The following is a 15319-nucleotide window of genomic DNA, read 5'->3' as shown; positions in this document are numbered from 1 at the left end:
GACCGTCCCCCACCCCCCGGCTCAGCGGTGGTCGCTGCCCTCCGACTGGGTGGCCGCCCGGCCCGCCTCGAGGCGGGCGACCGGGATGCGGAAGGGGGAGCAGGACACGTAGTCGAGGCCGACCTCGTGGAAGAAGTGCACGGACTCCGGGTCGCCGCCGTGCTCGCCGCAGACGCCGAGCTTCAGGTCGGGGCGGGTCGCGCGGCCGGCCTCGGCGGCGGCCTTCACGAGGGAGCCGACGCCGTCCTTGTCGATGGTCTCGAAGGGGGAGACCCCGAAGATGCCCTTCTCCAGGTAGGCGGTGAAGAAGGAGGCCTCGACGTCGTCGCGGCTGAAGCCCCACACGGTCTGGGTGAGGTCGTTCGTGCCGAAGGAGAAGAACTCCGCCGCCTCCGCGATCTGACCGGCGGTCAGCGCGGCGCGCGGCAGCTCGATCATCGTGCCGATCGACAGCTTCAGCGACACGCCCGTCGCCGCCTCGACCTCGGCGACGACCTGGTCGGCCTCCTCGCGGACGATCTCCAGCTCCTGGACGGTGCCGACGAGCGGGATCATGATCTCGGCCCGCGGGTCGCCCTTGGCGTTCTTGCGCTCGGCCGCGGCCTCGGCGATGGCGCGGACCTGCATGGTGAACAGGCCGGGGATGACCAGGCCGAGGCGTACGCCGCGCAGGCCCAGCATCGGGTTCTGCTCGTGGAGGCGGTGGACCGCCTGGAGCAGGCGCAGTTCGTTCTCGTGGGGCTCCTGGCGGGACTCCGCGAGGGCCACGCGCACCGACAGCTCGGTGATGTCGGGGAGGAACTCGTGCAGCGGCGGGTCGAGGAGGCGGATGGTGACGGGCAGGCCGTCCATCGCCGAGAACAGCTCCACGAAGTCCTTCTTCTGGAGCGGCAGGAGCGCCTTCAGCGAGTCCTCGCGCTCGGTCTCCGTGTCCGCGAGGATCAGGCGCTCGACCAGCTCGCGGCGGTCGCCGAGGAACATGTGCTCGGTGCGGCACAGGCCGATGCCCTGGGCGCCGAACCGGCGGGCACGCAGCGCGTCCTCGGCGTTGTCGGCGTTGGCGCGGACCCGCAGGCGGCGCTTGCGGTCGGCGAACGCCATGATCCGGTGCACGGCCTCGACCAGCTCGTCGGCGTCGTTGGCGCCGGCGTGCATGCGGCCCTCGAAGTACTCCACGACGGGGGAGGGGACCACCGGGACCTCGCCGAGGTAGACCTTCCCGGACGAGCCGTCGATCGAGATCAGGTCGCCCTCCTCGACGACGTGCCCGCCGGGCACCGTCATCCGGCGGCGCTTGGTGTCGACCTCCAGCTCCTCCGCGCCGCAGACACAGGTCTTGCCCATGCCGCGGGCGACGACCGCGGCGTGCGAGGTCTTGCCGCCGCGCGAGGTGAGGATGCCCTCCGCCGCGATCATGCCGTCGAGGTCGTCGGGGTTGGTCTCGCGGCGGACCAGGATGACCTTCTCGCCCGAGCGGGACCACTTGACGGCGGTGTAGGAGTCGAAGACCGCCTTGCCGACCGCGGCGCCCGGGGAGGCGGCGATGCCGCGGCCGACCTGCGCGGTCTTGGCCTGCTCGTCGAAGCGGGGGAACATCAGCTGGGCGAGCTGGGCGCCGTTGACCCGCTGGAGGGCCTCGGTCTCGTCGATGAGGCCCTGGTCGACGAGCTGGGTGGCGATGCGGAAGGCCGCGCCGGCCGTACGCTTGCCGACCCGGGTCTGGAGCATCCACAGCTGACCGCGCTCGATGGTGAACTCGATGTCGCAGAGGTCCTTGTAGTGGTTCTCCAGCGTCTCCATGATCTGCATCAGCTGGTCGTACGACTTCTTGTCGATGGCCTCCAGCTCGGCGAGCGGGACCGTGTTGCGGATGCCGGCGACGACGTCCTCGCCCTGGGCGTTCTGGAGGTAGTCGCCGTAGACGCCCTGGTGGCCGGAGGCGGGGTCGCGGGTGAAGGCGACGCCGGTGCCGGAGTCGGGGCCGAGGTTGCCGAAGACCATCGAGCAGACGTTGACGGCGGTGCCCAGGTCGTGCGGGATGCGCTCCTGGCGGCGGTAGAGCTTGGCGCGGTCGGTGTTCCAGGAGTCGAAGACCGCGTGGATGGCGAGGTCCATCTGCTCGCGCGGGTCCTGCGGGAAGTCCCGGCCGGCCTCGGTCTTGACGATCTTCTTGAACCTGGTGACGAGCTTCTTGAGGTCGGCGGCCTCCAGCTCGGTGTCGACCGTGACCTTCTTGGCCGCCTTGGCGGCTTCCAGCGCCTCCTCGAAGAGGTCGCCGTCGACGCCGAGGACGGTCTTGCCGAACATCTGGATGAGGCGCCGGTAGGAGTCCCAGGCGAAGCGGTCGTCGCCGGCCTGCTTGGCCAGGCCCTGGACCGACCTGTCGGAGAGGCCGATGTTGAGGACGGTGTCCATCATGCCGGGCATCGAGAACTTGGCGCCGGAGCGGACGGAGACGAGCAGGGGGTCGTCGGCCTGGCCGAGCTTCTTGCCCATCTTCTCTTCCAGGGCGTCGAGGTGCGCACTCACCTCGTCACGCAGTGCCGCCGGTTCCTCGCCGCTGTCGAGGTAGACCTTGCAGGCCTCGGTGGTGATGGTGAAGCCGGGCGGCACCGGCAGGCCGAGGTTGGTCATCTCGGCGAGGTTGGCGCCCTTGCCCCCGAGAAGGTCCTTGAGGTTCTTGTTGCCCTCGGTGAAGTCGTAAACGAACTTCACGGCCTCAACGCTCGTGGCCGTTCCGGCTACCGGGAGATCTTTGTTTTCCGACACGGGTCTCGACTCCTCGAGGACGCGGTGGCTGCCCTGACGGCCAGGAACATACCCAGATCGAAGGCACCTGGGTACGTCCACTTGTGCGTCATGCGCCTGTAACCAGTCGTCCGCCACCGGATCGAAAGTCAAAGCTTGGCAAGCGCGGAGCGGCCGATGCTTTCACCTCTTGAACACATCCCCTTCCGTACGCCCGATTTGACGCTCACATGAGCGCTCGCTGTCACGCTTGATTTCGATCGATGAACGATCAAGGGGTGGCACTGAGTGCCACCCCTTGAGGAAGTGCAAACGAGCGCGCATCGCTCATCTGAGCGCTACCCCTATCAAGGGTGGCGAGAATCACGCTTCCACAGGCCGCCGGATTTCACCATCCGGACGCCCCCGCGGACGCGACCCGGCCCGTCCCGGAACGGAAACGTGCTCGTGACACGCCCGCCGTCCGGCACGGCCGCGGTCGTCCGCCCGGCGTCGGTCCTCGTCCACACGCCCGCGCCCGGCACCGGCCGCGGTCCTCCACCCGGCGGCCGCCCCCGTTCACGCGCCCGGCGGCCGCCCCCGTTCACACGCCCAGCGCCAGCAGGCGCTCCTCCACCCGCGCGGGCGCGTACAGGTGCTCCACCACCAGCGCGCCGGCCCCCACCAGCCCCGCCCGCTCCCCCAGCCGTGAGGTCACCACCTCCAGCCGGGCCGTGGAGCGGGGCAGCGCCCGCTGGTACAGCAGCTCGCGCACACCGGTGACGAAGGAGGTGCCGGCGAGGTCCCCGGCGATCATCAGCACGCCCGGGTTGAGCAGTGTCACGACGGTCGCCAGCACGTCGCCGACCTGGCGCCCGGCCTCGCGGGCCAGCGCGGCCGCGCCCGGGTGCCCGGCGGCGAGCAGGTCCCGCACGTCCGAGCCGGAGGACGCGGGCACCCCGGTGCCGGCCAGTCTGCGGGCCACCGCGGCGCCGCCGGCGACGGCCGCGAGACAGCCGTGGGAGCCGCAGCGGCACAGCGCCTCGGAGCCCACCCGGATGTGCCCGATGTCGCCGGCGCCACCGTCGGCGCCCCGGAAGATCTCGCCGCCCACCACGATCCCGGCGCCGATCCCGGTGGACACCTTGACCAGCACGAACGCCGAGCAGTCGGGGTATCCGGTGCGCTGCTCGCCGTAGGCCATGAGGTTGGCGTCGTTGTCGACGAGGACGGGGACGGGTGCGGTGCCCGTGCGTTCCGTGAACGCCCTGGCGAGCCGGCCGCGGATGTCGTAGCCGTCCCAGCCGGGCATGATCGGCGGCTGGACCACCAGGCCGGTCTCGCTGTCGACCGGGCCGGGCACGGCGAGGCCGATGCCGCACACCTCCTCCGCGCGGTGACCGGCCTTCTCCAGCAGTTCCGCGAACCAGCCGCCCAGCTCGCCGAGCACGGCGTCCGGACCGTCCTCGACGGCCAGCGTGCCCGCGTGCTCGGCGAGGACCTCGCCGGTCAGGGACAGCACGGCCGCGCGCGCGTGCCGGGTGTCGAGGTCGGCGGCGAGGACGACGGCGTGCGCGTCGTCGAACTCGAGCGTGATGGAGGGGCGGCCGCCCAGCGGGGAGTCGACGGGGCCGCCCGCGCCCTCGCGCAGCCAGCCCGCGCGGAAGAGGCGGTCCAGGCGTTGTCCGACCGTGGCCCGGGAGAGTCCGGTGACCTGCTGGAGGGCACCGCGCGTGGTGGCCCGGCCGGTGCGTACCAGCGCGAGCAGGTCTCCGGCGCCGGCCTGACCGCCACCCCTGCCCGTCCGTCCGGGCTGTCCGGTCATGCGCACCCCCTTGTGTTTCTCAATCCTGCATTACATATTGAGTTCTGCGTGTTAAATAGACGTAACCCCACGGTAGCCACTGCCGAACCTGTCGGCGGTGGCCTCGTCGTCGTTCTTCGGGGAGCCCGAGTGGATCGCACTGCCCAGCTCGTCGCCCGTCCCGCGGAGCACCCCTCCGTATACGATCCGACCACTTCGGCCGGGTCGCCGCACCTCAGGGCCGTGGAGGTGCTGGACGGCAACTGGACGGGAACCTCGACGGTGCCCTCCCGCGGCCTGTACCCGCACCAGTGGTCCTGGGACTCGGCGTTCGTCGCGATCGGGCTGCGGCACGTCTCCCCGCGCCGGGCGCAGACCGAGCTGGAGACGCTGCTGGACGCCCAGTGGGGCGACGGGCGCATCCCGCACATCGTCTTCAACCCCTCCGTACCGCTCGACGCGTACTTCCCGAGCCCCGACTTCTGGCGCTCCTCGACCGCGGGGCGCGCTGCGGGCGCCCCGCGCACCGTACAGACCTCCGGCATCGTGCAGCCACCGGTGCACGCGCTGGCGGCCTGGCTGGTGCACCGCGCCGACCCCGGGCTGTCCCGGGCGCGCGGCTTCCTCGCCCGGGTGTACCCCCGGCTGGCCGCCTGGCACCGCTATCTGCTGCACCGGCGGGACCTGGGCGGCGGCGGTCTGGCGTCGGTCGTGCACCCCTGGGAGCAGGGGATGGACAACGCTCCCTCCTGGGACGCGCCGCTCGCCCGGATCACCCCGGCCCCGGCGCGCTCCTTCCGGCGCGCCGACCTCGCCCACGGGGCGCCGCAGGACCGGCCGACGGACCTGGACTACGGGCGGTACGTGCGGCTGGCGACGGACTACCGGGACGGGGGGTACCGGGACGGGCCGGGCGGGGGGAGGGAGGCCGGGCCGGGCGGGGGGAGGGAGGCCGGGCCGGGCGGGGGGAGGGAGGCCGGGCCGGGCGCCTTCGCCGTCGAGGACCCCGCGTTCAACGCCCTGCTCATCGCCTCCGAGCACGCGCTGGCCCGGATCGCGCGGGAGCTGGGGGCCACCGGCACCGCCCGGCACGCGCGCGCGGAGCGGCTGACGGCGGCGCTCGTGGAGCGGCTGTGGGACCCCGCCGAGGGTCTGTTCCTCTGCCGGGACCTGCGCGGCGACGGCCTGATCCGGGAGCGCGGGGTCGCCGGCCTGGTCCCGCTGCTGCTGCCCGCGCTGCCCCGCGAGATCGTCTCCGCTCTCGTGCGCACCCTGCGCGGCCCGCACTTCGGGGTAGGTGTCACCACCCGTCTCGCCCCCAGCTACGACCTGCTCGGCGAGGCCTTCGACCCGCACCGCTACTGGCGGGGGCCGGCCTGGTTCAACACCGCCTGGCTCGTCGAGCGGGGCCTGCGGCTGCACGGCGAGCGCGCGGACGCGGACGCGCTGCGCGAGGCCGTGCTGGACCTCGCCGACTCCTCGGACTTCGCCGAGTACGTCGACCCGTACACCGGCGAAGCCTGCGGGGCGACCGGCTTCAGCTGGACCGCCGCGCTCATGCTCGACCTGCTGCACGACACCGAAGGCGTGCCGTGCGGCACGGACATCGTCAGGGACGACAGCTCGTTCAAGGGAGGGGACCGGGGATGACGGACCGGCATCATCTGCTCGTGTACGGCGGGACGTTCGCCGCCGTCGGTGACCGCGGGGACATCAGCGGCGTGCGCGGCGCCGGATCCCCCGACGGGATGTTCGTCAGGGACGCGCGCCACCTCAGCCGCTGGCAGCTCACCGTGGACGGGGCCGTGCCCGAGGTGCTCGTGCCCGTCGCGGACGGGGACGCGGCGCGCTGTGTGCTCGTACCGCGCGGCGGCCGCACGGAGCCGCCGTCGTGCACGCTCTTCCGCGAACAGGCGGTGGGCGACGGCTCGTTCGTCGAGTCGCTGCGGGTGGTCGGCAACCGTCCGGTGCCGCTGACGGTCCGGCTGGCGCTCACCGTCGACGCCGACTTCACCGACCAGTTCGAACTCCGCTCCGACCACCGCACCTACGCCAAGACCGGTGCGGTCCGCCGCCGCCGGATCCTCGACGACGGGGTGGAGTTCGACTACCGGCGCGGCGAGTGGCGGTCCCTCACGACGGTGACCGCCGACCCCGCGCCGGACGGCGTGGAGGAGACCGGCACCGGCGCCCGCCGCCTGGTGTGGACCCTGGAACTGGAGCCGCACGGCTCGGCCGAACTGACGCTGCGGGTGATGGCCCGCCCGCACGGCGAGAAGCGGGCCCTGCGCGTCCCCAGCTCCCCCGCCGCGCTGACCGCGAAACTGCTCGTGCGGGAGGGCGAGTTCGTGGAGGGCGTGGCCTTCCCCACCGGCTGGCCCGAACTGGCGGCCGCCTGCGCGCGGGGCCTCGCCGACCTGGCCGCGCTCCAGGTCCCCGCGACCGGGCCGGACGGGGAGGAGCTGCGCGTCCCGGCCGCCGGTGCCCCCTGGTTCCTGACCCTGCTGGGCCGCGACGCCCTGCTCACCTCGCTCTTCGCACTGCCCTACCGGCCCGCCCCGGCCGCCGCCACGCTCCTCGCGCTGGCCGCGGCCCAGGCCACCGAGACCGGCCCGGAGTCGGTCGCCCAGCCCGGCAAGATCGTCCACGAGGTGCGGCACGGCGAACTCGCCCACTTCCACCAGGTCCCCTACCGCCGCTACTACGGCTCGGTGGACGCCACCCCGCTCTTCCTCGTCCTGCTCGGCGCCTACGTCGAACAGACCGGCGACGCGGCCCTCGCCCGCCGGCTGGAGCCGCACGCCCGCGCGGCCGTCGGCTGGATGCTCGACCACGGCGGCCTCACCTCGCGCGGCTACCTGGTCTACCGCGCCGACCAGGGCGGCCTCGCCAACCAGAACTGGAAGGACTCCCCCGGCGCCATCTGTTCGGCCGACGGCACCCGCCCCTCGGGCCCGGTGACGGCGGCCGGGGCCCAGGGCTACGCGTACGACGCGCTGCGCCGGACCGCGTCCGTGGCGCGCGCGGCGTGGCGGGACGACACCTACGCGGCCCTGCTCGAACAGGCCGCCGCCGACCTGCGCGACCGCTTCCAGCGGGACTTCTGGATGCACGAGCGCTCCTTCCCGGCGCTCGCGCTGGACGGCGAGGGCCGCCAGGTCGACGCGCTCGCCTCGGACGCCGGCCACCTGCTGTGGTCGGGGCTGCTGGACAAGGAGTACGGCGAGCTGGTCGGCCGGCGGCTGCTGGAGCCGGACTTCTTCTCCGGCTGGGGCGTGCGCACGCTGGCGGCCGGGCAGCCGGCGTACCACCCGCTGTCGTACCACCGCGGTTCGGTGTGGCCGCACGACAACGCGCTGATCGCCCTGGGGCTGGCCCGCTACGGCCTGCACGACGAGGCCCGCACCGTCGCGCACGGGCTGGTCGACGCGGCCACCGCGACCGGCCACCGGCTGCCCGAGGTGCTCGCGGGCTACGGCCGCGACACCCACGCGGAACCGGTGCCGTACCCGCACGCGTGCGTGCGGGAGTCCCGCGCGGCGGCGGCCCCGCTGGCCCTGCTCACGGCGGTGGGCGGAGCGTAGGGCCTGTCCGGCGGATCATGCCGCGGACGCGGCGTCCGGCACGCCCTCCCCCGGAAGGGGGTGCCACCGGCGGCGTCGTCGTCGGTTGCCGACGTCCCCCGGCCTTCGGCCGGGAGGCGCCCCCACCGCGTCGACGCCCTCCCGCGCCCTGCAGCCGGACGCACCGGACCCCGCCCATCCTGGCTCCAGGGCACCGCCGGTTTCCTCCGGCTCGATCCGCCGGACAGGCCCTGGCGTCGCACATGGCCGGGCGTTCGCCCGGTGTTTGCCGACCACTGGCCGGAACCGGTGAACGCCGGGCCCGGGCACGCCGTACGAAACGGTGGCGGATCCGGCCCCACCACCGGATCCGCCGATCCGCCCGGCTTCGTACGGAAGGACCCCCTCGGGTGCCTGTCTTCACACGGTCTCGTGACCTGCCCGACTCCCGCGACGGCTCGCCCGACGGCGCCGAGACGGCCGGGGAGCCCGGGGCGCCGGGGAGCGGAACCGCGCCGCCGCGCACCCTCGCCTCCCGCATCGCGTACGGGTGGGCCTGGCGGAGCCGTCATCCGCGGGCGGCGCGCGTGCTGTGGTGGACGACGACCGTGCTGGCCCTCGTGCTCGTGCTCGGGGCGATGGTGCTGCCGAACCAGCTGGGCCTCCTGCGGGCCGACCGGCTTCTGCGGCTGCCCGGCGAGGCGGTCGTCTCGGCGGCCGTGCTGCTGGCGCTGCCGCGCCGTCCCCGGGTGGTGGCCGCGGCGGCGCTCGGGGCCGGCCTCGCGGCGCTGACCGTGGTCAACGTCCTGGACATGGCGTACTCCGAGTACCTGGGCCGCGGCTTCAACCTGGTCTTGGACTGGGGCCTGCTGGACGACGCGCAGTCCTACGTCGCGGACTCGATGGGCGGGGCGACGGCCCTCGGCGCCGCGATCGGTCTGCTCCTGCTGATCGCCGTGCTGTTCGTCGTGATGGCGCTGGCGGCGGTCCGGCTGAGCGAGGTGCTGGCGCGCGACGTCCCCGCGGCGACCCGCGGCACGCTGATCGCCGGCACGGTCTGGATCACCTGCTCCGTCCTGTCGGTCCAGTACGCCGGACTGCCGCTCGCCTTCAACCGCGCGGTCAGCGCCGTCACCGTCAAGGCCAGGGACGTACGGCAGACCCTCGCGGACGAGGCCGCGTTCGCGAAGGAGGCCCGCGTGGACGCCTTCGGCGACACCCCGCCCGACCAGCTCGTTCCCGACCTGCGCGGCAAGGACGTGATCTTCACCTTCATCGAGAGCTACGGCCGCAGCGCGATCGAGGACCCGGTCATGTCCCCCGGCGTCGGCCGGACGCTCACCGCGAGCACCGCCACGCTGGCGAAGGCCGGCTACCGCGCCAAGAGCGGCTGGCTGACCTCGGCGACCTTCGGCGGCAGCAGCTGGCTCGGCCACTCCACCGCGCTGTCCGGACTGTGGATCGACAACCAGCAGCGCTACCGCACGGTCATGAACAGCGACCGCCTCAGCCTGCCGAAGATCTTCCAGAAGACCGGGGCCTGGGACACGGTGGGGGTGATGCCCGGAATCCAGAAGGCGTGGCCCGAGCAGAAGCACTACGGCCTCGACAAGGTCTACAACGCCTTCCAGATGGGCTACCGGGGCCCGAAGTTCAGCTGGTCGACGATGCCCGACCAGTACGCCCTGGAGGCGTTCCAGCGGCTGGAGCACGGCAGGGAACGCGACAAGCCGCTGATGTCGGAGATCATCCTGACCTCCAGTCACCAGCCGTGGGCCCCGCTCCCGGAGATGGTCGGCTGGGACGAGGTGGGCGACGGCTCGGTCTTCGACGGCATCCAGCGGGCCGGCGAGAAGGCGTCCGACGTCATCGCCGACTCGACCAGGTCCCGCGAGGCGTACGGCAGGTCGATCGAGTACTCGGTGACCGCCCTCACCCAGTGGCTGGAGCGCTACGGCACCGAGGACACCGTCCTGGTCTTCCTCGGCGACCACCAGCCCATCGCCCGGGTCAGCGGCGAGAACGCCGACCGTGACGTGCCGGTCTCGATCGTGGCCAAGGACCCGGCGGTCCTCGACCGGATCGCCGCCTGGAAGTGGACCGACGGCCTCGAACCGGCCCAGGACGCCCCGGTCTGGAGGATGGACCTCTTCCGGGACCGCTTCCTGACGGCGTACGGGTCGACCCCGCGTCCGACGAAGGACTGACCCGGGCCCGGACCCGGCGGGCCGTGGGAGGGCTCACCCCGCCGGGCGGTTTCAGCCGCCGGAGGTGTCCAGTTCGGCTTCCTCGCCGACGCCCGCGCAGTCGTAGGGGTCCTTCAGCCAGCCGTCCGGGAGGACGACCCTGTTGTTGCCGGAGGTGCGCCCGCGGGGGCCGTCGGCACCGGCGGGCCAGGGCTGGTCGAGGTCCAGTTCGTCGAGTCCGGCGCGGAGTTCCGCCAGGGAGGACGTGATCGCGAGACGCCTGCGCATCTCGGAGCCGACGGCGAAGCCCTTGAGGTACCAGGCGACGTGCTTGCGGAAGTCGACGACGCCCCTGGACTCGTCGCCGATCCACTCGCCGAGGAGGGTGGCGTGCCGGACCATGATGTCGGCGACCTCGCGCAGGGAGGGCCGCGCGATGTCCTGGGGACGCCCCTCGAAGGCGGCGACCAGGTCCGCGAACAGCCACGGCCGACCCAGGCAGCCGCGGCCGACGACCACTCCGTCGCACCCCGTCTCGCGCACCATCCGCAGCGCGTCCCCGGCCGACCAGATGTCGCCGTTGCCGAGGACGGGGATCTCCGGGACGTGCTCCTTCAGACGGGCGATCGCCTCCCAGTCGGCGGTGCCGCCGTAGTGCTGGGCGGCGGTGCGGCCGTGCAGCGCGATGGCGGTGACGCCCTCCTCGACGGCGATGCGGCCGGCGTCGAGGTAGGTGATGTGGTCGTCGTCGATGCCCTTGCGCATCTTCATGGTGACGGGGAGGTCCCCGGCGCCGCCGACGGCCTCGCGGAGGATGGCGCGGAGCAGGTTGCGCTTGTAGGGGAGGGCGGAGCCGCCGCCCTTGCGGGTGACCTTCGGGACCGGGCAGCCGAAGTTCAGGTCGATGTGGTCGGCCAGGCCCTCGTCGGCGATCATGCGGACGGCCTTGCCGACGGTCGCCGGGTCCACGCCGTACAGCTGGATCGAGCGCGGCTTCTCGCTCGCGTCGAAGTGGATCAGCTGCATGGTCTTCTCGTTGCGCTCGACCAGCGCCCGGGTCGTGATCATCTCGCTCACGAACAGGCCCTTGCCCCCGCTGAACTCGCGGCACAGGGTGCGGAAGGGCGCGTTGGTGATACCGGCCATGGGGGCGAGGACGACCGGCGGCTGGACGGTGTGCGGGCCGATCTGCAGGGGGGAAACGGGCGTGGACATCCGCCCATTGTCGCCCATCGACGACCCTCATGTAACGGTCATTAGTTAGCCGCACTATTGAACTCGGCGTACCATGACCGCATGCCCGAGCTGAGCCAGCGACGACGTCTGCTCGTCCTCGCGATCTGCTGCATGAGCCTGCTGATCGTGAGCCTCGACAACACGATCCTCAACGTCGCCCTGCCCGCGATGCAGCGCGACCTGCACGCCGGCACCTCCGGTCTGCAGTGGACCATCGACGCCTACACCCTCGTCCTCGCGTCCCTGCTGATGCTCGCCGGGTCCACCGCCGACCGGATCGGCCGCAGGAAGGTCTTCCTCGCGGGCCTGGTGGTGTTCTCGCTCGGCTCCCTGCTCTGCTCCCTCGCCCCCGACCTCGACCTGCTGGTCGCGGCCCGCACGGTGCAGGCGGTCGGCGGCTCGATGCTCAACCCGGTCGCCATGTCGATCATCACCAACACGTTCACGGACCCGCGCGAGCGCGCCCGCGCCATCGGCGTGTGGGGTGCGGTCGTCGGGATCTCCATGGCCGCCGGCCCCCTGATCGGCGGCCTGCTGGTGGAGTCCGTCGGCTGGCGCTCCATCTTCTGGGTCAACCTGCCGGTCGGCCTCGGCGCCTTCCTGCTGACCCTGCGGTACGTCCCCGAGTCCCGCGCCCCGAAGGCCCGCCGCCCCGACCCGGTCGGCCAGCTCCTGGTCATCGTCCTCTTCGGCAGCCTGACGTACGCGATCATCGAGGCGCCCGAGGCCGGGCCCGGCGTCAGCCTGCCCTTCGCCGCGGTCGCCCTCGCCGCCCTGCTCGGCCTCCTGCGCTACGAGCCCCGCCGCGACGAACCCCTCATCGACCTGCGGTTCTTCCGGTCGGCGCCGTTCAGCGGGGCGACCGTGATCGCGATCAGCGCCTTCGCGGCGCTCGGCGGGTTCCTGTTCCTGTCCACGCTGTACCTCCAGAACGTCCGCGGCCTCGACGCCCTCCACGCCGGTCTGTGGATGCTGCCTATGGCCCTGCCGACCTTTCTGTGCGCCCCCCTGTCCGGGCGGCTCGTCGGCAGCCGGGGGCCACGGGTGCCCCTGCTGGTCGCCGGCCTCGCGATGACCGCGAGCGGCGTGCTGTTCGCCGCGTTCGACGCGGAGACCTCCGACACCACGCTGTTCCTCGGATACGTGCTGTTCGGCATCGGCTTCGGCTTCGTGAACGCCCCCATCACCAACACCGCGGTCTCGGGGATGCCCCGTACCCAGGCCGGGGTCGCCGCCGCCGTCGCCTCCACCAGCCGGCAGCTCGGCCAGACCCTCGGGGTCGCGGTGGTCGGGGCGGTGCTCGCGGCGGGCATCGGGGCGTCGGCGTACCGCGAGACGTTCGTGGCGGCGGCGGTGCCGGGATGGTGGGTCATCGCCGCGTGCGGGGCGCTGGTGCTGGTGGTGGGCCTGGTGAGCAGCGGGCCGTGGGCACGGGGAACGGCCGCGCGGACGGCCGAACGGCTGGCCGCCCCCGAGATCCGCGAGCATGCGGGGCTGAAGGCGTAGCACCCCGCGGGCGGGTTTCCGCAGGGGTGTGCGGGCGGCGGCCGCGGCCGGATTCGGGGCGGCGGGCGGGCAGCGCCGCGTGACCGGGCCTCCCGGGGACGGGCGCGTGACGCCCCGCGGCCGGCTCAGGGGTGGCGGGCGCCTCGTCACGGGCCGGGCACGCTCACGCGGCGAGGCCGCGTGCGGCCGCGCCCCGCCGGACCCGGACCCGGTACGCAGGTTGCCATGAAGTCCCCCGGAACCCCCGGCCCGGCCAACTCGCTCCGCGGAACGCCCCGTTGGTGTTGGACTTGTTGCACACTCTCAGCCGGGCCGGCTTCTGGAGGCAGCATGTCGGAGATCAACACGAGCAAAGTGAGCCGCTGGGACCAGCACGGGCGCGAGCACGTCGTCCGGGTCCGGCGGGAGGGAAGCCGGCGCACGATCCGGTGCGACACGTGCGGCTGGCGCCAGGGCGCCCAGTTCCTGCCCTGGCTGAAGGCGGAGGAGCACCTGGCGCAGGCCCATCGGGCGACGGTGGACCCCGCACGGGCTTAGGACCTCCCGTTCGGATCATGCCGGGCTCACGGGCCCTGGCACCGCGCCCCGATCCGGCCCGATCCGAACGAAACACCCGGCCCCGGGCGCGAGGCCCTCGGGCGCGGCGGGCTCCACCGCCGCGGCACGAGGCCCCCGGCTCCGGAAAGGGAGCCGGGGGCCTCGTGCGCCGGTGGGGCTCAGGCGCCGATCAGGCGGGCGGCCAGGTAGCCCTCGATCTGGTCGAGGGACACGCGCTCCTGCTTCATCGAGTCGCGCTCGCGCACGGTCACCGCGTTGTCCTCGAGCGTGTCGAAGTCGACGGTGACGCAGTACGGCGTGCCGATCTCGTCCTGGCGGCGGTAGCGGCGGCCGATCGCGCCGGCGTCGTCGAAGTCGATGTTCCAGTTCTGCCGCAGCGCCTGGGCGAGGCCCTTGGCCTTGGGCGACAGCTCCGGGTTGCGCGACAGCGGCAGCACCGCGACCTTCACCGGGGCGAGGCGGTGGTCGAGGCGCAGCACCGTGCGCTTCTCCAGCTTGCCCTTGGCGTTGGGCGCCTCGTCCTCGACGTAGGCGTCGAGCAGGAACGCCAGCATCGCGCGGCCGACACCGGCCGCGGGCTCGATGACGTACGGCGTCCAGCGCTCGCCGGCCTCCTGGTCGAAGTAGGAGAGGTCCTGGCCGGAGGCCTTGGCGTGGGCGCCGAGGTCGTAGTCGGTGCGGTTGGCGACGCCCTCCAGCTCACCCCACTCGTTGCCGCCGAACTGGAAGCGGTACTCGATGTCGGCGGTGCGCTTGGAGTAGTGGGAGAGCTTCTCCTTCGGGTGCTCGTACCACCGCATGTTCTCCTCGCGCAGGCCGAGACCGGTGTACCAGTTCCAGCGCTGCTCCATCCAGTACTCCTGCCACTGCTCGTCCTCGCCCGGCTTGACGAAGAACTCCATCTCCATCTGCTCGAACTCGCGCGTGCGGAAGATGAAGTTGCCGGGCGTGATCTCGTTGCGGAAGGACTTGCCCATCTGGGCGATTCCGAACGGCGGCTTGCGGCGCGAAGTGGTCTGCACCTGGGCGAAGTTGGTGAAGATGCCCTGGGCGGTCTCGGGGCGCAGGTAGGCGATGGAGCCGGTGTCCTGCGTGGGGCCGAGGTGGGTGGAGAGCAGGCCCGAGAACTGCTTGGGCTCGGTGAACTGGCCCTTGTTGCCGCAGTTCGGGCAGTTCACGTCCGCCAGGCCGTTCTCCGGCAGGCGCTTGTGCTTGGCCTCGTAGGCCTCCTCCAGGTGGTCCGCGCGGAACCGCTTGTGGCAGGAGGTGCACTCGGTGAGCGGGTCGGAGAAGGTGGCGACGTGGCCGGAGGCGACCCAGACCTCGGGGGCCAGGATGACGGACGAGTCGATGCCGACCACGTCCTCGCGCGACGTCACCATGTAGCGCCACCACTGGCGCTTCAGGTTCTCCTTGAGCTCGACACCCAGCGGTCCGTAGTCCCAGGCGGCGCGCTGGCCACCGTAGATCTCACTACAGGGGAATACGAAGCCACGGCGCTTGCTCAGGCTGACGATGGTGTCGATCTTGTCGGCGGCCACGGTGCTCTCTTCATAACGACGACGGGCGACGAAGCGAGATGCTTCCAGAGAATTGCCCCAGGGTACCGGCGGGGGCTCCCCCTCGACCAAATCGGTACCCGTCCAAGGCTTCACGGAGGACGACGGACCCGCCGGGAAAATCCTCACCGGGCCCTCTCCCCTGCCGCCATCCACGACTTTGTTGACAACGGTTTCCAT

General features: G+C 72.5%; 9 protein-coding genes. 5 read left to right on the top strand and 4 right to left on the bottom strand.

Annotation, left to right across the window (positions count from 1 at the left end; all coding sequences use genetic code 11):
- Positions 1–21: 21 nt before the first annotated feature.
- Both ppdK and ACGFQC_RS02470 read right to left on the bottom strand, forming a co-directional pair.
- Positions 22–2769, bottom strand: coding sequence for a pyruvate, phosphate dikinase (gene ppdK, locus ACGFQC_RS02475; RefSeq protein WP_393287580.1), 2748 nt, complete (start codon positions 2767–2769; stop codon positions 22–24).
- A 562-nt stretch (positions 2770–3331) separates the two neighbouring features.
- Positions 3332–4552 carry an ROK family protein gene (locus tag ACGFQC_RS02470; RefSeq protein ID WP_363088149.1) on the bottom strand — a complete coding sequence of 407 codons (1221 nt, stop codon included), beginning with the start codon at positions 4550–4552 and terminating at the stop codon, positions 3332–3334.
- A gap of 129 nt (positions 4553–4681) precedes the next feature.
- Between ACGFQC_RS02470 and ACGFQC_RS02465 the strand changes: the two genes are divergently transcribed.
- The 3 genes from ACGFQC_RS02465 to ACGFQC_RS02455 all read left to right on the top strand — a co-directional run bounded on the left by ACGFQC_RS02465 (position 4682) and on the right by ACGFQC_RS02455 (position 10301).
- Complete coding sequence (locus ACGFQC_RS02465) at positions 4682–6181, top strand: hypothetical protein (RefSeq protein WP_363088150.1); 1500 nt, start codon at positions 4682–4684, stop codon at positions 6179–6181.
- Positions 6178–8115: a glycogen debranching N-terminal domain-containing protein gene (locus tag ACGFQC_RS02460; protein WP_363088151.1), complete on the top strand. Its 1938-nt coding sequence runs from the start codon at positions 6178–6180 to the stop codon at positions 8113–8115. The genes ACGFQC_RS02465 and ACGFQC_RS02460 overlap by 4 nt, the downstream gene beginning before the upstream one ends.
- A gap of 389 nt (positions 8116–8504) precedes the next feature.
- Positions 8505–10301 carry a CDP-alcohol phosphatidyltransferase gene (locus ACGFQC_RS02455; RefSeq protein WP_393287575.1) on the top strand — a complete coding sequence of 599 codons (1797 nt, stop codon included), beginning with the start codon at positions 8505–8507 and terminating at the stop codon, positions 10299–10301.
- Between the two features lie 51 nt (positions 10302–10352).
- Here the strand turns inward: ACGFQC_RS02455 and dusB are convergent, their stop codons facing one another.
- The gene (gene dusB / locus ACGFQC_RS02450; protein ID WP_363088152.1) at positions 10353–11495 is read right to left on the bottom strand and encodes a tRNA dihydrouridine synthase DusB; all 1143 of its coding nucleotides are present in this window, start codon (positions 11493–11495) and stop codon (positions 10353–10355) included.
- Positions 11496–11576: 81 nt separating this feature from the next.
- Here dusB and ACGFQC_RS02445 point away from each other — a divergent pair, with 81 nt between their 5' ends.
- Positions 11577–13022, top strand: a complete 1446-nt coding sequence (locus ACGFQC_RS02445; RefSeq protein ID WP_363088153.1) for an MFS transporter — start codon at positions 11577–11579, stop codon at positions 13020–13022.
- 330 nt (positions 13023–13352) lie between these two features.
- The gene (locus tag ACGFQC_RS02440; RefSeq protein ID WP_363088154.1) at positions 13353–13559 is read left to right on the top strand and encodes a hypothetical protein; all 207 of its coding nucleotides are present in this window, start codon (positions 13353–13355) and stop codon (positions 13557–13559) included.
- Between the two features lie 179 nt (positions 13560–13738).
- Here ACGFQC_RS02440 and ACGFQC_RS02435 read toward each other — a convergent pair whose 3' ends face one another.
- Entirely contained in the window at positions 13739–15121 is a 1383-nt protein-coding gene (locus ACGFQC_RS02435) for a glycine--tRNA ligase (RefSeq protein WP_363088155.1), read from the bottom strand.
- Positions 15122–15319: the final 198 nt, after the last annotated feature.

Origin of the sequence: Streptomyces sp. NPDC048734, from assembly GCF_043198675.1 — a bacterium.
Classification (GTDB): Bacteria; Actinomycetota; Actinomycetes; order Streptomycetales; family Streptomycetaceae; genus Streptomyces.
The sequence above is the reverse complement of the archived record's forward strand: the minus strand, read 5'-3'. Positions and strand labels throughout refer to the sequence as shown.